General features: G+C 57.2%; 20 protein-coding genes and 1 pseudogene. 13 read left to right on the forward strand and 8 right to left on the reverse strand.

Features of this window, described 5'->3' with window-relative positions; all coding sequences use genetic code 11:
• Positions 1–178: 178 nt before the first annotated feature.
• Positions 179–334 (reverse strand): hypothetical protein, encoded by a 156-nt coding sequence (locus ACFFK0_RS13255; RefSeq protein WP_377470716.1) that lies wholly within the window; start codon positions 332–334, stop codon positions 179–181.
• Between the two features lie 451 nt (positions 335–785).
• Between ACFFK0_RS13255 and ACFFK0_RS13260 the strand changes: the two genes are divergently transcribed.
• From ACFFK0_RS13260 to ACFFK0_RS13290, 7 genes are all read left to right on the forward strand, one after another.
• Complete coding sequence (locus ACFFK0_RS13260) at positions 786–1,811, forward strand: LacI family DNA-binding transcriptional regulator (RefSeq protein WP_377470717.1); 1,026 nt, start codon at positions 786–788, stop codon at positions 1,809–1,811.
• A 279-nt stretch (positions 1,812–2,090) separates the two neighbouring features.
• Positions 2,091–2,360 carry an IS3 family transposase gene (locus tag ACFFK0_RS13265; RefSeq protein WP_377470753.1) on the forward strand — a complete coding sequence of 90 codons (270 nt, stop codon included), beginning with the start codon at positions 2,091–2,093 and terminating at the stop codon, positions 2,358–2,360.
• Between the two features lie 9 nt (positions 2,361–2,369).
• Complete coding sequence (locus ACFFK0_RS13270) at positions 2,370–2,591, forward strand: DDE-type integrase/transposase/recombinase (protein WP_377470754.1); 222 nt, start codon at positions 2,370–2,372, stop codon at positions 2,589–2,591.
• 11 nt (positions 2,592–2,602) lie between these two features.
• Entirely contained in the window at positions 2,603–2,842 is a 240-nt protein-coding gene (locus ACFFK0_RS13275) for an IS3 family transposase (protein ID WP_377470718.1), read from the forward strand.
• Between the two features lie 173 nt (positions 2,843–3,015).
• Positions 3,016–4,983 carry a glycoside hydrolase family 15 protein gene (locus ACFFK0_RS13280; protein WP_377470719.1) on the forward strand — a complete coding sequence of 656 codons (1,968 nt, stop codon included), beginning with the start codon at positions 3,016–3,018 and terminating at the stop codon, positions 4,981–4,983.
• A gap of 222 nt (positions 4,984–5,205) precedes the next feature.
• Positions 5,206–6,321: an HD-GYP domain-containing protein gene (locus ACFFK0_RS13285; RefSeq protein WP_377470720.1), complete on the forward strand. Its 1,116-nt coding sequence runs from the start codon at positions 5,206–5,208 to the stop codon at positions 6,319–6,321.
• Between the two features lie 156 nt (positions 6,322–6,477).
• Positions 6,478–7,152, forward strand: coding sequence for a Crp/Fnr family transcriptional regulator (locus ACFFK0_RS13290; RefSeq protein WP_377470722.1), 675 nt, complete (start codon positions 6,478–6,480; stop codon positions 7,150–7,152).
• Between the two features lie 266 nt (positions 7,153–7,418).
• Here ACFFK0_RS13290 and mutY read toward each other — a convergent pair whose 3' ends face one another.
• The gene (gene mutY, locus ACFFK0_RS13295; protein WP_377470724.1) at positions 7,419–8,540 is read right to left on the reverse strand and encodes an A/G-specific adenine glycosylase; all 1,122 of its coding nucleotides are present in this window, start codon (positions 8,538–8,540) and stop codon (positions 7,419–7,421) included.
• Positions 8,541–8,720: 180 nt separating this feature from the next.
• On the opposite strand from mutY, the gene ACFFK0_RS13300 reads away from it, so the two are divergent.
• The 4 genes and pseudogenes from ACFFK0_RS13300 to ACFFK0_RS13320 all read left to right on the forward strand — a co-directional run bounded on the left by ACFFK0_RS13300 (position 8,721) and on the right by ACFFK0_RS13320 (position 10,460).
• A complete protein-coding gene (locus tag ACFFK0_RS13300) occupies positions 8,721–9,017 on the forward strand; it encodes a hypothetical protein (protein WP_377470725.1) in 297 nt (98 codons plus the stop codon).
• A 165-nt stretch (positions 9,018–9,182) separates the two neighbouring features.
• Positions 9,183–9,719: a hypothetical protein gene (locus tag ACFFK0_RS13305; protein WP_377470727.1), complete on the forward strand. Its 537-nt coding sequence runs from the start codon at positions 9,183–9,185 to the stop codon at positions 9,717–9,719.
• A gap of 28 nt (positions 9,720–9,747) precedes the next feature.
• The gene (locus ACFFK0_RS13310; protein WP_377470729.1) at positions 9,748–10,125 is read left to right on the forward strand and encodes a c-type cytochrome; all 378 of its coding nucleotides are present in this window, start codon (positions 9,748–9,750) and stop codon (positions 10,123–10,125) included.
• A 4-nt stretch (positions 10,126–10,129) separates the two neighbouring features.
• Positions 10,130–10,460 (forward strand): annotated as a pseudogene (locus ACFFK0_RS13320) (DUF2691 family protein).
• A 97-nt stretch (positions 10,461–10,557) separates the two neighbouring features.
• Here the strand turns inward: ACFFK0_RS13320 and acpS are convergent.
• The 6 genes from acpS to ACFFK0_RS13350 all read right to left on the reverse strand — a co-directional run bounded on the left by acpS (position 10,558) and on the right by ACFFK0_RS13350 (position 13,296).
• Positions 10,558–10,965, reverse strand: coding sequence for a holo-ACP synthase (acpS, locus tag ACFFK0_RS13325; RefSeq protein ID WP_377470734.1), 408 nt, complete (start codon positions 10,963–10,965; stop codon positions 10,558–10,560).
• A 6-nt stretch (positions 10,966–10,971) separates the two neighbouring features.
• Positions 10,972–11,781 carry an NAD(+) synthase gene (gene nadE, locus ACFFK0_RS13330; protein WP_377470735.1) on the reverse strand — a complete coding sequence of 270 codons (810 nt, stop codon included), beginning with the start codon at positions 11,779–11,781 and terminating at the stop codon, positions 10,972–10,974.
• An 87-nt stretch (positions 11,782–11,868) separates the two neighbouring features.
• Positions 11,869–12,108: a GGDEF domain-containing protein gene (locus tag ACFFK0_RS13335; RefSeq protein WP_377470736.1), complete on the reverse strand. Its 240-nt coding sequence runs from the start codon at positions 12,106–12,108 to the stop codon at positions 11,869–11,871.
• Positions 12,109–12,173: 65 nt separating this feature from the next.
• The gene (locus ACFFK0_RS13340; protein WP_377470738.1) at positions 12,174–12,617 is read right to left on the reverse strand and encodes a BrxA/BrxB family bacilliredoxin; all 444 of its coding nucleotides are present in this window, start codon (positions 12,615–12,617) and stop codon (positions 12,174–12,176) included.
• Between the two features lie 112 nt (positions 12,618–12,729).
• A complete protein-coding gene (locus tag ACFFK0_RS13345) occupies positions 12,730–13,128 on the reverse strand; it encodes a DUF3905 domain-containing protein (protein ID WP_377470739.1) in 399 nt (132 codons plus the stop codon).
• Between the two features lie 30 nt (positions 13,129–13,158).
• Entirely contained in the window at positions 13,159–13,296 is a 138-nt protein-coding gene (locus ACFFK0_RS13350) for a hypothetical protein (RefSeq protein ID WP_377470741.1), read from the reverse strand.
• 179 nt (positions 13,297–13,475) lie between these two features.
• On the opposite strand from ACFFK0_RS13350, the gene ACFFK0_RS13355 reads away from it, so the two are divergent.
• Together ACFFK0_RS13355 and ACFFK0_RS13360 are read left to right on the forward strand one after the other, a co-directional pair.
• On the forward strand, positions 13,476–14,180 hold the full coding sequence (locus ACFFK0_RS13355) for an ABC transporter ATP-binding protein (RefSeq protein WP_377470742.1): 705 nt from the start codon (positions 13,476–13,478) through the stop codon (positions 14,178–14,180).
• Positions 14,177–15,406, forward strand: coding sequence for an ABC transporter permease (locus ACFFK0_RS13360; RefSeq protein ID WP_377470743.1), 1,230 nt, complete (start codon positions 14,177–14,179; stop codon positions 15,404–15,406). The genes ACFFK0_RS13355 and ACFFK0_RS13360 overlap by 4 nt, the downstream gene beginning before the upstream one ends.
• The last annotated feature ends 15 nt before the right edge of the window (positions 15,407–15,421 follow it).

Genomic DNA, 15,421 nt, shown 5'->3' on the forward strand with positions numbered 1-15,421 from the left:
CCTTGTTGCTGGACGGCAGGCCTTGGCGGCACTGCAACAACGCCCTTTCGGGCCTTGTTGCGGGGCGGCAGGCCACACACGCACTGCGACAAATTTGCAAGCCAGACTCCAACGCCACCCTCCGCCGACTCCGCCGCCAGCCCGGACCGCACCAGCAGAGCGAGCGGCAACGAGCCGATCAAGAACAGCACACCGCTGACGGAGGCTCAAGCAGCAGGGTCGAAATGTCCTTGAGCGTTCCTGCTAGCGCCAATCCGACGACCATGAAGCCTATGAACATCGGCGTCATACCCCCGCTGACCCGCCTGACGAGAGCGACACCGGTATTTTGCATGATAGCTTCCTCCCCAGCGACTGCCAGTCGAAAAAGGGTTGAGTACAATGGTATCAACAACATAAAGACTGCTGTCGAAAAGGCACTTCCTCGCATATCGATCCGGGTATTGTGCCTTTTTTGCGTTTGCATACAGATTCGCGGGTCGTTAGGGAGGAGTATTGCTTTTGAACGGTTTTCGGTACTATTGCATGTCCTCTTCGGATATTGTGCAATCGTTTGCGTTTTCTTTAGATGCTACACGCGTTCGTTTCGCCGTTATGGTCCGTCATTGTGCAGAACCGCATGATTGAAGCGCATTCATTTTTCCGATCCAATAGATTATTCCTAGTTTTTCTAGAGAATCGCAAGGTTATGTATTTACTTCCTCCCGTAATTGCGCTAACATTGACTACAAAATAAATCTACTTTGCGCAAACGTTTGCCCACGCCTGAGGAGGTGCCTTAACCTATGGCAGTCACCATCATCGATGTCGCGAAAAGAGCCGGAGTTTCTCCCTCAACGGTATCCAGAGTCATTTCCGGACATCCGCGAATCAGCCCCAGCACCAGCTCCAAGGTGAAGGAAATTATGGAGGAGATGGGCTATCATCCGAATGTGATGGCCAAGAGCCTCGTTTCGAAGACGACCAATACCGTCGGCATCGTTCTTCCGCGACCGGCGGAGGAGCTGTTCCAAAATATGTTTTTCCCGGAAGTGATCCGCGGCATCGTGACCCAGTCGACCCGTTCGAAATACGATCTGATGATTACAACCGGAATCAACGAACGCGAAGAGCTGGAGGCCGTTACCCGGCTCGTGAAGGGCCGGCGCGTCGACGGTATTTTGCTGCTGCATTCGCGCAGGCAGGATCCTATCATTCAATTTCTGCGTGACCAAAACTTTCCGTTCGTGCTGGTCGGGAGGAGCGAGGACTACGCGGACATTTTGTCGGTGGATAATAACAACCGGCTTGCCTCGTACGATGCCACGCGCCATCTAATCGCTCAGGGGCACAAGCGGATCGGCTTTGTCAGCGGACCGCCGAACCTGATTGTCTCGCAGGACCGTTTGGACGGTTACCGTGAGGCGCTTGCCGAAGCGGGGCTGGAGTCGCACCCGTCCTGGATTGTAGAGGGCGAGTTCCTGCAGGAGAGCGGCTATAGAGCGATGTCGTTCTTCATGAATTTGCCGGAGCGGCCGACGGCGCTCGTCGTTATTGACGATATCGTCGCCTTCGGCGTGCTGCGCGGTTTAACCGAGCTCGGCTACAAGGTACCGGTGGATCTCAGCCTCGTCGGCTTCAACAACATTCAGATGGCCGAGCTGTCCACGCCGCCGCTCAGCTCCGTCGACATCAGCATTTATCAGCTCGGGTACACCGCGTCGCAGCTGCTCATCCGCCGCATTAAAGGCGAGATTGAGACGCAGACGAACATGGTCATCCCTCATCGGCTGATCGTCCGGGAGTCCAGCTTGCTTCAGCGGCGGGATTAGTGCGGACTAAGCGATAGTGCGAATAGCCGGAAGCGGGTGTGTAGCGGGATAAGCCGGCCGAGGGATGCGGCGGTAGGCGTTGATGAGCTGTATAGTGACGAGATTGTGCCGAGTACTGCTATAAATAGCCGGTGCGGAAGGATGCAATACTCTGCCCCTATGCCGCACATCCCATATCGCCGCATCCCTCGCTCACACTGAGCCTAAGCGGAAAAACTCACTCTTTTTGCCCAATATGCCTGCCGACTTTGGCTTACTCATCAACCTAGTACGCAGGAGCTGCGTAATCGTAAAGTCCAGGAGCGGATTAGGTACCATTTCAACGACTCGCATGGACGATATGGTGCACCGAAGATTACGTTTTTGCTGCAACAAGAGGGCTACACGTTGACGGAGCGCACCGTTGGCCTTTATATGCGGGAACTCGGTCTGCGCTCTTGCGTCTCACGTAAGTTCAAAGTGCGAACTACCGACTCTAACCATGATCTGCCGATTGCCCCGAACCTTTTAAATCAACAGTTTAACGTTGAAAAGCCAAACCGAGTCTAGGTTGCTGACATCACCTACATACCCTGCAGGGAAGGCAAGTTGTACTTGGCTAGCGTTCTAGATCTCTGCACACGTGAAATCGTAGGGTGGAAGCTTTACGACCGTATGACAACGGATTTAGTACTAGACGCTCTGCAAGCCGCATACGCAGCTCAAAAGCCCGGGAAGGGGCTTATTCACCATTCCGATCGAGGATCCCAATATGATCGGCGGATTACACAAAGCAGCTGAAAACGTACAAAATGAAGCCTAGTATGAGCCGAAAGGGCAACTGCTATGATAATGCTTGCATCGAATCATTTCATAGCATACTCAAGAAGGAGCTCATCTACTGCAAGCGGTTCAAAACCAAGCAAGAAGCCTACAAAGAAGTCTTCCAATACATCGAGTTTTTCTATAACCGCAAGCGAATTCACGGATCAATTGGATACATGTCGCCGGTGCAGTTTTCCATACAGGTTTCTAAGAGAAAAACATCGTAACGCGTGTCTATTTTCTTGACGGAGGTCCAAATCTCCCGCTAATTGGTGCAAACTAACCCGGATCATTGGCATTCTCATCCCACTTAGGTCCGGCCTTTTCCGCTTAGCAGCCAAGATCAGCCCTTTAATTTATAGAGATAGCCGATACCACTCGTAGAATGGAGAGAATCACAATGAATTACCTCGACAACAAGCCTTACCTCATCGATGCCATTGCCGGCAATTCGAATTTCCTGGCCTCGCTTGGACGCACCGGCCGCTTGTACCGGCTCTGGTGGCCGCACATCGATTACCCGCAGCACGTGGACGCGATCCGCAGCGGCATCGCGATCGAGGGCGCTGCGCCCGGAACCAGCTGGTTCGACGGCGAAGAAGGCGGCTGGAACCACGAGTCCGGCTATCTGCCCCGCACGAACATGTATCGCGTGAAGGCTGTGCATCCGCAGCTGCCGGTTACCGCCGAGACGGTAGACTACGCTGTGCCGGGCGAGGATATTTTCGTTCGCCATTACAAGTTCGCCAATCGCGGTACAGAACCGGTCACGTTCCAGTTCGTGTACTATTCGTCGTTCCGTTCGATGGAAACCCATTTCTACCATACGACGACGTTTGATGAAGCGCAGGATGCTTTGGTTCATTTCCGCCATGAGTATGTTTTTGCGGTTTCGAGTTCAAACGTTTGCACTCAATATCAAGCAGGCGGTAACGCATGGAACGGAGCAGCTGCAACCCAACTGTCCGGCAACGACATCGACATGCAGCCGGACGGGGCACTCAGCTGGCGCATCGAGAGCCTCGCTCCGGGAGCGTCGGTGGAGATCCCGGTCTACATCGCTGCGGGCAGCACCCGCCAGCAAGCCGCCTCCGCTCTCTCCAAAGCGAAGGCGCAGCCGGTTTCGTACTGGTTCGACTATACGGCAGCCTACTGGCAGCGTTTCGTTGACGCCGCCAAGCCTGCTCCGGCAGGAAGCCCGGCCGTGCAGGAGCTGTACGAACGGTCGCTGCTGACGATGAAGCTGATGTCGGACGAGAAGTCGGGCATTGTGGTGGCGGCGCCTGAGTTCGACGAGCAGTTTTCCCGCTGCGGGGGCTACTCGTACTGCTGGGGCCGCGACGCGGCGTTCATCACGACGGCGTTCGACCGCGTCGGGCTGGAGTCCTTGTCCACGAAGTTCTACGAGTGGACGCTCACTGCGCAGGACCCCGACGGATCCTGGCAGCAGCGCCATTACCACGACGGGCGCCTGGCGCCGTCTTGGGGGCTGCAGATCGACGAAGGCGCGTCGATCCTTTGGGGGATGTGGCAGCACTACAGCCACACCCGGGACGAGAGCTTCCTCCTGCGCGTATGGCCGGCAGTAGAGAAGGGCGCCGGTTTCCTCGTCAGCTACCTCGACGAGGAAACCGGCCTGCCGCTGCCGAGCCGCGATCTGTGGGAGGAGCGGCTCGCAGAGCACACGTACTCGGCGGCAGCCGTGTACGGGGGGCTGCAGGCGGCGGCTTCGTTCGCCGCCCTCGTCCATCGCGGCGAGCTGGCGGACGCCTGGGCCTCCGCTGCCGCGCGCATTCGCAGCGCGATCCAGGAGCGCTGCTGGAACGAAAGCCGCGGCGCGTTCTACCGCGGCCTGAAGCTCGCCGTCCCTGAGCAGGCATACCGCGAAGCTATGGCGCAGGGCCTCTCCGGCACGATCGAGACCAACGCCAAAGGCTATGCGACGTACTTTCTGGACGCCGACCCAATCATCGACATCTCGCTGCTCGGCCTCTCCGTTCCGTTCGCAGCCGTCGCCGTCGAAGACCCGCGCATGGCCGCTACGGCCGACGCGATCGAGCGCGAGCTGACGAGCCCGCTCGTCGGCGGCATTAAGCGCTACGAGGACGACCCTTACATCGGCGGCAATCCGTGGATTCTGACGACGCTGTGGCTGTGCCATTACCGGATCAGCCAAGGCCGCTACGACGACGCTCAGCGTCTGCTGCAATGGGCGGTCGACCATCGCACCGCGGCGGGGCTTCTTCCGGAGCAGATTGACAAGACGACCGGCGAAACCGCTTGGGTCGTTCCGCTCACCTGGTCGCACGCGATGTTCGTGCTGGCCGTCTCGATGCTCGCCGAGCGCGGGCAGCCGGCCGGCCTGTAAGACTGAACAACGGATACTAAACGTTAGCTTCACCTTCATCCGCAGTCCCAGCCGGGGCTGCGGATTTCTTTTGCTTAAAACCCAAACGTTTGCGCAACTTTGTTACTTGGGACACAGAAACGATCGTCAACTTCTGTCATAATAGATCAAGTACAGGGACTGCCGTACGATCTTAACGCTCCGAAAGTCCCATAAGCTTGAATGAATTGAGAAGGTGAAGATGTGAGAATTATCCCCACAGTCCTATGTCGGCCCGGCATGCATATCGGCAAGCCTGTGTTTACCGATGAAGGACAAATCCTGGTAGGCTACCGTGTCGAACTGACGCAGAGCATGATCCTCAAGCTCGCGCGGATGGGCATTGATTATTTATATATCGAAGATGCGCAAACCGAGGACATTCAAATCGAAGAACCGATCCGCGACGAAACCCGAACGCTGCTGCGGCAGCTGCTCTCCAAAATTTACAATAAATTCGGCGCTACGACTTCCTTCAGCTCCATCAACGAAGGCGCTTCCATCGCGCGTCAGCTGCAAGAGGCGATGCATCGGGTCATCGAGGATCTCAGCTTCGACAAGCGCGATATGGTGACGCTAACGACGCTCAACATGGCGCCGGCGACATCGCTGGACCGGCATTTTTGCCAGAGCGCCATCAACACCTGCGTCTATGCGACGAAGCTCGGTATGCTGCAGGGTTACACCCAGGAAGCGCTGATGGAAATCGGTATCGGAGCGCTGGTGCACGATATCGGCTCGATCCAGCTGTCGGAGAAGCTGCTGAAGAGCTCCTCCAGGCTGACGCCGAGCGAATATGCCGAAATTCAGAAGCATACCGAAATCGGCTTTCATATGCTTAAAGACGAAGCCGGTATTCCGATGCTGGCGGCGACAGTCGCCCTGCAGCACCATGAGCGCATAGACGGCAGCGGCTACCCGTATAATCTGAAGGGCAACGAAATTCATGAGTTCTCCAGATGGATCGGATTGCTCGACTCCTACGATGCGATGACGCATCCGCGGGCGTACCGCAACGCCATTGCGCCGCACCATGCTTTAGAAATTCTTTACGCCAACGCTGGAAGCCTTTATGATATAAATAAAGTAGCTTTGTTCCGCAACAAAGTGGCCATTTTCCCCGTAGGTTTGAGTGTAACCCTCAGCACCGGCGAGAAAGGTGTCGTCTCCAAGCAAAACACCTCTATCCTCAGCAGACCGACCGTCCGCGTATTGAAGAACGAGCGAGGCGAAACCCTGAAAGAGCCTTACGAAATCGATTTGTCCCGCGCCCTCCACATCATGATCAACGACATCGGAGAATCGATGGCTGCCGTGTAATCTATGTGGCGCCGGCAACGGCGCCTGTATGTGCCAGCACATGAACCGATGCAGCTCACAAGCGCACAAGCGTATGAACCCTTATCCTTATGTCCCACCCACCCCGATTCCGGCTTTACCGCAGAAAGAGATGAAGATGTGATGGAAACTGCATTCATGCAACTCATTCAAAACGTACCGCTCTTCCAAGAGTATACCCGGGAGGAGCTGGAAGCGATTGCGCCCCTCTTTAAAGAGCGGAAGTATTCGCGCGGATCGATTTTATTCCTTGAAGGCGATACGGGAGAGGAGTTCTTCCTCATTCGATCGGGCTCCGTGAAAATTTATCGTATCGACGATACGAAGGAGATCATCCTCGCTCTGTTCCGCGAAGGCGATTATTTCGGCGAAATGTCGATGATGCAGCGCGGACTGACCCGTTCGGCGACCGCGGAGACGCTGGAGAACAGCGTGATCTACACGATGACGCGCACCGATTTTTTCCGCTTCATGGAGAAGAGCCCCCGTTTATGCCTCAAGCTGCTGGAAGTGACGATGGAACGGCTGCGCAAGGCGAACGAGCAAATTTACGACCTGACGTTCCTTGGTGTCAAATCGCGCGTAGCGAAGGTGATGCTGCGTCTCGCCGACGAGCACGGCGTCCCGTCGCCGCACGGCACGATCATTCCGATCAAGCTGACGCACCAGCAAATCGCCAATATGGTCGGCGCGGTGCGCGAATCCGTAACTAAAGTGCTGCAGGAGCTCCAAGACGAAGACACGATCCGCATCGAGAACAAAATGATTCTCATCCTGAAGCCGAACCGGCTGCGCGACAATTTCACGCATTGATGGTTGCCGTATGAACGGCCCGATGCTGCCGACCTTCCGTCGGCCGGTACCGGGCTGTTGTTACGATTTCCCTTTCTGTTGGGGCAGCAATATAGCCGCGCATGACAGGTAAGCGCATACAATTGCCGCAATAAGAAGGAGGGTCGCCATTTTGCCGGATCGTAGCGCCGCCGGAGCAGCCCCAAAGCCGGAAAATGAGCAGACCCGCATTCCTCCTGTCCGTGTATGATGAAGCTAAAGCTGCTATAGCCCAGCCAGGTCACCTTTTACGAAGCAGGCATATCCTTAAAATACTTCCGAAAGATGCGCACAAAGACGTTCGGCAGCGCATATTGCTCCAGCTCGGCCAAACCGACCCAGCGGTAATGGTACGGCAGCAGATCGGGCAGATCGCCGCCGGCTGCGAGACGGCAGCGGTACACCTGCATGTCCCAATGAATGTGGCTGAATGTATGCTCTGCGGACATATACGGCTGCACCTGCGTAATCGACAGGCCGTCCCGCCGCATTGCCTCGTGCAGCTCGCCGATCGCCAGAGCCTCATCCTCCTGCCCGGCGCTGTCGCCGGCAAGCCCGTGAGGCAGCTCCCACATCCGCGCCAGCAGCCCTTCCTGCGGACGCTGACGGATCAGCACCTTGCCCTCCTGCTCCCCTGTACCTTCGATCAGAGCCGCAAGACGGCGCTCCGGTCTCGGCGGCTTCGCCTTCTTCTTGACCGGGAGCTCCTGCTCCATCCCCTCCAGACGGGCCGCACAATGCTCCATAACCGGACACGTCATGCAGTGCGGCGAGCGCGGCGTGCAGACGAGCGCTCCGAACTCCATCAGCGCTTGGTTGAAGTCCCCGGCAGCCCCTTCCGGAATGAGCTCGCAGGCAAGCTTCTCCATCACCTTGCGCGTCGCGGGCTTCATAATATCGTCCTCAATCAGGAAGAATCGCGACAGCACCCGCATGACGTTGCCGTCCACCGCCGGCACCGGCTTATTGTAAGCGATGCTTAGAATGGCGCCCGACGTGTACGGACCTACACCCTTGAGTGTTGAAATGTCCTCGGGCGTGTCCGGCACGACGCTGCCGTACCGCTCCTTCACTTCTCTGACCGCCGCTTGCAAATTGCGGGCGCGCGAATAGTAGCCCAGCCCTTCCCACAGCTTCAGCACGTCGTCCTCCGGGGCATCGGCCAGCGCCTCAATGGTAGGAAACCGCTCCAGAAAACGATGATAGTACGGGATGACCGTTTCGACCCGCGTCTGCTGCAGCATCACTTCCGACACCCAAATATGATACGGATCGCGGCTGCGCCGCCAGGGCAGGTCGCGGTTGCCGCGACGGTACCAGGCGAGCAGCTGCTCCGAAAAATAGCTTCGGTGCTTGAAATCAAGCGTCATATTTTCTCCTCCCGACCGATATTATAGCATAGGCCGGTCGTTAACGTCCGTTTGCGATTTGTGTCGTTCGCCGTCACATTTGTATTGCATATACGACGTTTCTCCTATATAATAACGTTGGGATTTTAATCCAAGTCGGATTGAAATCATATAAAATTATATATCTTTAGGAGTGATTTGATGGAAACGCCAGTAAACGGCCAACCGAACTACAACCCTTATGCCGCTCAACAGCAGACGGCGCCGGTCATCAGTTTTAAGGAATGGATGATCACCCTTCTTCTTCTGGCTATCCCGGTTGTAAATCTGATCATGCTGTTCGTTTGGGCGTTCGGAGGCGGGGCCAACCCGTCCAAGGCTAACTACGCCAAGGCCGGTCTTGTATGGATGCTTATCGGTATCGTTTTATATATTGTGTTTTTGGTCCTTGCCGTCGTGATTGGCGGATCGATCGCGAGCGGCCTGGGAGATATGTAATTGGTATAAATAGGCAGAGCCCCCCTCCTCCTTCAGAGGACGGGGGCTTTCTTCTGCGCCGGGCCGGTTATGCCCCGCCCCCCCCCCCCTGGCGGGTCTGTCATGTTTTCTTGTTTTGCAGCCGCCGATGGGCTATGCTGGAACTATTCGAGGTGATCTGTGAACATGGAGATGAATCGCTCCGAACCCCGCTCCGGCGGCACCGGTTCCGGCTTGGCTCCCTGGCTGGCTTTGTGGGGAGCTGTCGGCATCGTACGGGCTTTGCTCGATTGGGGTACGTACTGGATGAATCTGATCGCCGCCGGACAAGCCCTTACGTGGGGAGCGCTTGCCGTCACTGCGGCCGGGGCGGTCGTCTGGCTGCTTCGCCATCCTGCGGCTGCGAAAGCGCACGGACTGCGCACCGCCCTCCCCCTGCTCACCGTACTGGCGGGAGTGGCCTTGCTCGATTACGTCGGCGCGATTGACGCCTTCTTTGCTCCAATGCTGCGCGCCCTAGTGCTGTCCGCCGTCTTCGTCTACGCCGGTGTATCGGGCTATCGCGGCATGCTGGCGGTCGGCCTGTGGCTGTTCGCTGCTGCGGCCGTTATGGGCGTCTGGTATTTGGGGTATGCGCCTATGGTACTGGAAGGCATGAGCGGTTTGGCGCTGCTGGCGGCGGCTTGGCTGCTCCGGCCAGGGCGGCGGCCCGCTCGCTCTTAAGCTTGACGCTTCCGAGGAGGAAAGAACGATGAAGACACGGCTCATGAAACTGCTTGCCGGTGCTGCGCTCTATGCAGCGGCAGCTGTTGCGCTGATTGCCTGCAGCGGCGCACCATCCGGAACCGGATCCGCCGGCAGTGCGGCAGCTGAAGGCGGCGGTCCGCTTGCGCAAGCGGGCGAGCCGGTGCAGACGCTCTACAAGGCGTCGTGCGCCTCGTGCCACGGCGTCGACCTGACCGGACGCGCCGGCCCCGTCACGAACATTCAGCACGTCGGCGGCAAGCTGACGCAAGAACAGATCGCCGCGCAAATCACGAACGGCCGCGGCAACATGCCCGCCTTCGGCGGGAAGCTGAAGCCGGACGAAATTACAGCGCTGGCAGCTTGGCTGGCATCGGTAAAGTAGGGATATGATTCGAGGTATCCGTTTCGAGCTCCCAAATCCGTACGGCAGGATCTTGGGGGACATTTTGAAGCCTCTGCATGCAGCCGATTTCCGCTGGTACATCGGGGGCGTTACCTAACGGGGCTCCAATTGTCGATGTCCGGACGTACGAGGAATTTGTCCATATCGACTGTCAGCTCGTGCTATTGGTCGTTGATTGCGTATATGGCGTGATTTATTGCAAGGATCAAGAAACGCTTGCACGCTTATACCGCCATGCAAACTCCAGCAAGTTGAAACATGTCGAATATGTTACCGATGAAAATGACTGCAGATCTCGCTTATCCGTCTGGTGACTGCGCCACCAGGGGCAGCCGCACAGCCCTCCCTGGCTGCGGCACCGTTCCTGCCTGAGCTGCGGCAGCACCAACAAGCCCGCCGGGCAGACTGCCTTCAGCAGTCTGCCGGCGGGCTTGTACGTTCAACGATGGCGTACGCCGCCGCCATCGCTTGGCTGTGCGTGATGGAGAGGTGGATCGTCACCTCTCCATCACGCAGCCCGAGCCGGTCCAGCGCCGCCGGCTCGATCCGGCACCCGGGCTTGCCGTGCAAGCCCGGCAGCACTTCCAGGTCGCGGAAGCCGACCTGGGCGCCGATGCCGCAGCCAAGAGCCTTGACCACGGCCTCTTTGGCTGCGAACCGGCCGGCGGCGAATTCCGCCAGCCGGCCCTTACGCTCCGCGGCGAGCTCCAGTTCCGCCGCGGTCAGCACGCGCTGGAGAAAGCGCTCGCCCGCGGCGCCCTCGAGAATGCGCCGCATGCGCTCAATCTCCAGCATATCGATCCCGACGCCGATGATCATGCCGCCTCAAATCCCCGGGATCGGCGCCCGCTTGTGCTCGGTCTTGAGATACTGCTTCTCCAGCTTCTCCCGCGCGGCCGGATCGATGGCTTTGCCCTCAAGGTAGTCGCTGTTGTCATCGTATGTGATGCCGAGCTCCTTCTCGTCCGTCTGCCCTTCCCACAGCCCCGCCGTAGGCGCTTTGTCCAGCACCGATTGCGGCACGCCGAGCGCCGCGGCCAGCTGCCGCACCTGGCGCTTGTTCAGCGAGCTCAGAGGCGTAATATCGACGGCGCCGTCGCCGTATTTCGTGAAGAAGCCCGTGATCGCCTCCGATGCGTGGTCCGTACCGACGACAAGCAAATTCAGCTCGAACGCGATCGCATATTGCATCACCATACGGGTCCGCGCTTTCACGTTGCCCTTGCCGCCGCGGCTCAAATGCTGGTGCACGCCGATCTGCTTCAGCCCGTGCTCCGCCTCCAGCGCGATTTCGTTCACCGCTTCCTCAATGTTCGTCTCGATGCGGTATTTCAGCTGAAACGCCTCCGCCACCGCATAGCTGTCGGCAATGTCAGCCTGCTCGCCGTACGGCTGGAACACACCGACCGTTTTGTACTCCTCGCCCCGCTCCGCCGTCAGCTCGTCGGTCGCCTTCACGCACAGCCCCGTAGCCACCGCACTGTCAATCCCTCCGCTGATCGCGATAAGCAAACCGCGCGTGCCGGATTGGACGACATAGTCCTTCAGAAAATCGACCCTCCGCCGAATCTCCGCCTCCGGATCGATGCTCGGCTTCACGCCGAGACGGGCAATAATGTCCTGCTGCAGACTCATGGCCACTCCCACCTATCGTCATTATTTTCTATAGTATAGACTGGAACGGCAGCGTTCGCAAAGCTCACATGACACGGCCCTGCCGCATTACGCTTCCGGCTCGGAGGCATCCTGCCGCCCGTACACGCAAATCCGGTCGCGTTCCGACCGCTTGGCGTCATACAGCGCTTCGTCCGCCGCTTCGACGAGCCTGTCCATCCCGCCTCGCGGGAAATCGGCAATGCCCGCCGATACGGTTATACGAAGATTATGCCGTTCGAAGCGAATCGGCATTTCGCCGATCACGATGCTGCCATAAGAGCAGGACGTCCGCGTGCCGCCCAACACAAAAAATCCTCCCCCAGCCATCCGGCCAAAGAAGGATTCCTTACGCGCAGGCAACGGCCCGCCGCTTACTTGCTGCAATATTGATCGAATGCACCGATCAAGTCGCCGGCGATCATCTCCGCCGAACGGTCTTCGATCTGGTGACGCTGAATAAAGTGAACGAGCTCGCCGTCCTTGAACAGCGCGATCGACGGAGACGAAGGCGGATACGGCGCGAGATATTCGCGCAGCTTTGCCGTCGCTTCCTTCTCCTGGCCCGCGAACACCGTGTAGAGGTGGTCCGGCTTCACTTCGTGCTGAAGCGCGCGCGCAACGCCCGGACGGCACTGGCCTGCGGCACAGCCGCAAACGGAGTTAATGACGACAAGCGTCGTGCCTTGCTTCGCTTCGCCTTCCATCAGCTCGCTGACCGCCTCCGGCGTCAGCAGCTCCTTAATGCCAAGGCGAGTCAAATCATCGCGCATCGGCTGAATCATATCTCTCATATAAGCATCAAACGACATGACCATCGTTGCAAGCCTCCTTGTGTACTTATTAATAATAAGTAGTTATCTTATCACCTATTATACAACGGTCCGGAGGGATTGCAAGATGGCCCCGCGTTCGCCTGCCCGGACCGGCTCAAGCGTCGGAAGAGCGATCCTCGCCGTCCTCGGCTTGCCCGACTTCAACTTCCCAAGCGACATCCTTATCGGGGTGCATGAAAATGCCGCTCTTCGGCGCAATCCCCCGCTCGAAATAATCGCGATTCTCCTTCGTATGGAACCCTACGTCCTTGAACGGATGCACCCATTCGTCGCCCGCCATCACCGCGGGGTCGGTATCGCGGCTCCACTGTTCCAAAGGCGAGTTCGGCGACTCGTAGTCGTGGTCTCCGATCACGACGCCCTGCGAGTTGACGAACGGCTCGCGCGGTCCGCGGCCCTCGCGGAATTCAGGCTTGAAATCAATCTCGAACGGATCGAGCTTCGGATCATCGTGTCCGGGCGCAGGCTTCATGCCGTCATCGCGATCTGCCATGCCGGTAACCTCCTTCCGCGTACTCGCGATTTATTCCGCAGGGCGGTTAGGTCCGTCAAGCTTTCTGTCGAAGTTGCCGTCGCCGTTCGTATCTTCGCCAGTCGGACGGTTTTGATTTTGACGATCCTGCTGAACTTGCTGCTGCGAATCCTGTCTCTTGTTGGCCATGTCGGTCATCTCCTTTACTGCGTTTGGCTGGCTTTCTTGCCGTATTATGCGCATTGTGGGGCGATGGGATTCAAAGTCGGCGAAGTTTACATTCTCCTAACCATTCCCGAAATTGAAAATGCTATAATTTATCGAGTCCATTCTACATTTTTCACTCTATGGAGGCTTCCATTGCTGCGATGACAACGATCATAGAATGCTCCGGTATAGAACTGCGCGCTTCCAGCGATTCGGGGAACCCGGAACCTTTGCTGAAAATAAACACTTTCACCATGAAGCAAAGCGAGCAGGCGGCCATTATGGGGCCGAGCGGCTCAGGCAAATCTACGCTGCTTCATCTGCTTGCCGGTTTGATCAAACCGAACAACGGTTCGATCCAGCTGCTCGGACAAGCGATCCACGCTTTGTCGGAGAAAGAACGCGACCATTTCCGGGGCGCGAATATCGGCTATATTTTTCAACAATTTCATCTGTTCCCTCATCTGACCGCACTGGAAAACATCATGATGCAGCATATCATTACGTCCCGACTATCTGCGCGGGAAGCTAAAGAAAAAGCGCAATTCCTGCTGGATAAAGTCCGGCTCTCCCATCGGGTTCATTATCGCGCGGGCATGCTGTCCAGAGGCGAGCAGCAGCGGGTAGCCATTGCCAGAGCGCTGTTTCACGAGCCAAAAATCATATTGGCCGACGAGCCTACGGGCAACTTGGATTCCAAGACCGGCCTGGACATCATGACCTATCTGATCGAGCTTTGCCGGGAAGCCGGGCAAACGCTGCTCGTCGTCACGCACGACGAACAAATCGGCTCTCTATTCTCCAGAGTAGAGCATATGCAGAAGCTGAACGAAGCTTATTACCCGATTACGGAGATCAAACAATGATGAAGACGATCCAATTGCTCCAATACAGCTTCAACGGCCGGCGTACCAGCGTTTTGTTTATGATGATTGCCATGATTCTCGCCGCGGCACTCCTCTTCACCGTCAATACGAGCTCGACAAGCTTGAGAGAAGGCATCAAACAGCACTCCGGCGTGTACGAGATGATTGTCGGAGCCGAGGGCAGCGGGATGCAGCTGACGTTAAGCAGCTTGCTTCGCGTCGAAACGCCTCTGGGCAATATTCCTTATTCCGTTGTAGAGCAGCTGCAGAAGGATGCGCGGGTTCTGAAAGCCGTGCCTATCGGATTGGGCGATTCCTATTACGGATATCCCATTGTAGGCACGACTGCGGATTATTTCACGCCGTTCCGGCCCGCTTTACCTGAGCGGTTTCGATTAGTAAGCGGAGCCTGGTTCGCGAAACCGGGCGATACCGTCATCGGCTACGAAGTGGCCAAGAAGCTGAATTTGAAGGTCGGAGATACGTTCTTCGGGTCGCATGGATTGAACGATAGCGGCGAAGAGCATCACGAGCTGAGCTACGTCGTCACCGGCATTCTGGAGCCTACCGGGCTGGCGGATGACCGTTCCTTGTTTACGCCGCTGGAAACGATTTGGGCCGTTCACGAACATATGGAAGAGCCTGGCTCGAAGAGTGCTGAGTCCGGTGACGATCACGATCAGGCTGCAACCGCCATAATGCTGAAAGTGAAGCAGCTTGGTTTTGCCCCAGGGCTTAAGCAGGAGCTTGATCGGATGGATGGTGTGCAAGCCGTCTTTCCGCTGCTTTACTTCCGTCAGCTGTATGACGTCTTCCAAATGGGAGAGCGGGTTGCCATGATTTTATCGGGGGTAGCGGTGCTGCTCGCCTTGCTTGCCGTCGTCTTCGCACTGTGGGGCGGACTCGCGCAAAGACGCAAAGAGTTTACCGTCCTTCGCGCACTCGGAATGCCGAGACAGCGGTTGATCGGCAGCTTGCTGATGGAGATCTTGATGTTGGCCGCATGCAGTACACTGTTCGGCTTTCTCCTCTCCCGCTTGGCGTTCTGGGGGATTCAACAGTACGGCCGTTGGGAATGGGCGGTTTCACTTCCATCCGTGCCTAGCGAACCTATACTGGTGCTATACTGCTTCGCTATTTTATTGATTGTACTGTCGCTTTGCTTCTCCCCATTACTTCTCGGCTTCCGCAGGAGCGTGCATCAATCGCTGCAGGACATGAATTAGTTTATCATAGCGGAG

This window comes from Paenibacillus chartarius, from assembly GCF_042432825.1.
GTDB lineage: Bacteria > Bacillota > Bacilli > Paenibacillales > NBRC-103111 > Gordoniibacillus > Gordoniibacillus chartarius.

Coding starts and splice junctions, on each gene's coding strand:
- ACFFK0_RS13260 (WP_377470717.1), top strand. CDS start 786: ATGGCAGTCACCATCATCGATGTCGCGAAAAGAGCCGGAGTTTCTCCC.
- ACFFK0_RS13340 (WP_377470738.1), bottom strand. CDS start 12,617: ATGGTCATGTCGTTTGATGCTTATATGAGAGATATGATTCAGCCGATG.
- ACFFK0_RS13255 (WP_377470716.1), bottom strand. CDS start 334: ATGCAAAATACCGGTGTCGCTCTCGTCAGGCGGGTCAGCGGGGGTATG.
- ACFFK0_RS13305 (WP_377470727.1), top strand. CDS start 9,183: ATGGAGATGAATCGCTCCGAACCCCGCTCCGGCGGCACCGGTTCCGGC.
- ACFFK0_RS13290 (WP_377470722.1), top strand. CDS start 6,478: ATGCAACTCATTCAAAACGTACCGCTCTTCCAAGAGTATACCCGGGAG.
- ACFFK0_RS13360 (WP_377470743.1), top strand. CDS start 14,177: ATGATGAAGACGATCCAATTGCTCCAATACAGCTTCAACGGCCGGCGT.
- mutY (WP_377470724.1), bottom strand. CDS start 8,540: ATGACGCTTGATTTCAAGCACCGAAGCTATTTTTCGGAGCAGCTGCTC.
- ACFFK0_RS13280 (WP_377470719.1), top strand. CDS start 3,016: ATGAATTACCTCGACAACAAGCCTTACCTCATCGATGCCATTGCCGGC.
- ACFFK0_RS13300 (WP_377470725.1), top strand. CDS start 8,721: ATGGAAACGCCAGTAAACGGCCAACCGAACTACAACCCTTATGCCGCT.
- ACFFK0_RS13345 (WP_377470739.1), bottom strand. CDS start 13,128: ATGGCAGATCGCGATGACGGCATGAAGCCTGCGCCCGGACACGATGAT.
- nadE (WP_377470735.1), bottom strand. CDS start 11,781: ATGAGTCTGCAGCAGGACATTATTGCCCGTCTCGGCGTGAAGCCGAGC.
- ACFFK0_RS13310 (WP_377470729.1), top strand. CDS start 9,748: ATGAAGACACGGCTCATGAAACTGCTTGCCGGTGCTGCGCTCTATGCA.
- ACFFK0_RS13355 (WP_377470742.1), top strand. CDS start 13,476: ATGACAACGATCATAGAATGCTCCGGTATAGAACTGCGCGCTTCCAGC.
- ACFFK0_RS13350 (WP_377470741.1), bottom strand. CDS start 13,296: ATGGCCAACAAGAGACAGGATTCGCAGCAGCAAGTTCAGCAGGATCGT.
- acpS (WP_377470734.1), bottom strand. CDS start 10,965: ATGATCATCGGCGTCGGGATCGATATGCTGGAGATTGAGCGCATGCGG.
- ACFFK0_RS13275 (WP_377470718.1), top strand. CDS start 2,603: ATGAAGCCTAGTATGAGCCGAAAGGGCAACTGCTATGATAATGCTTGC.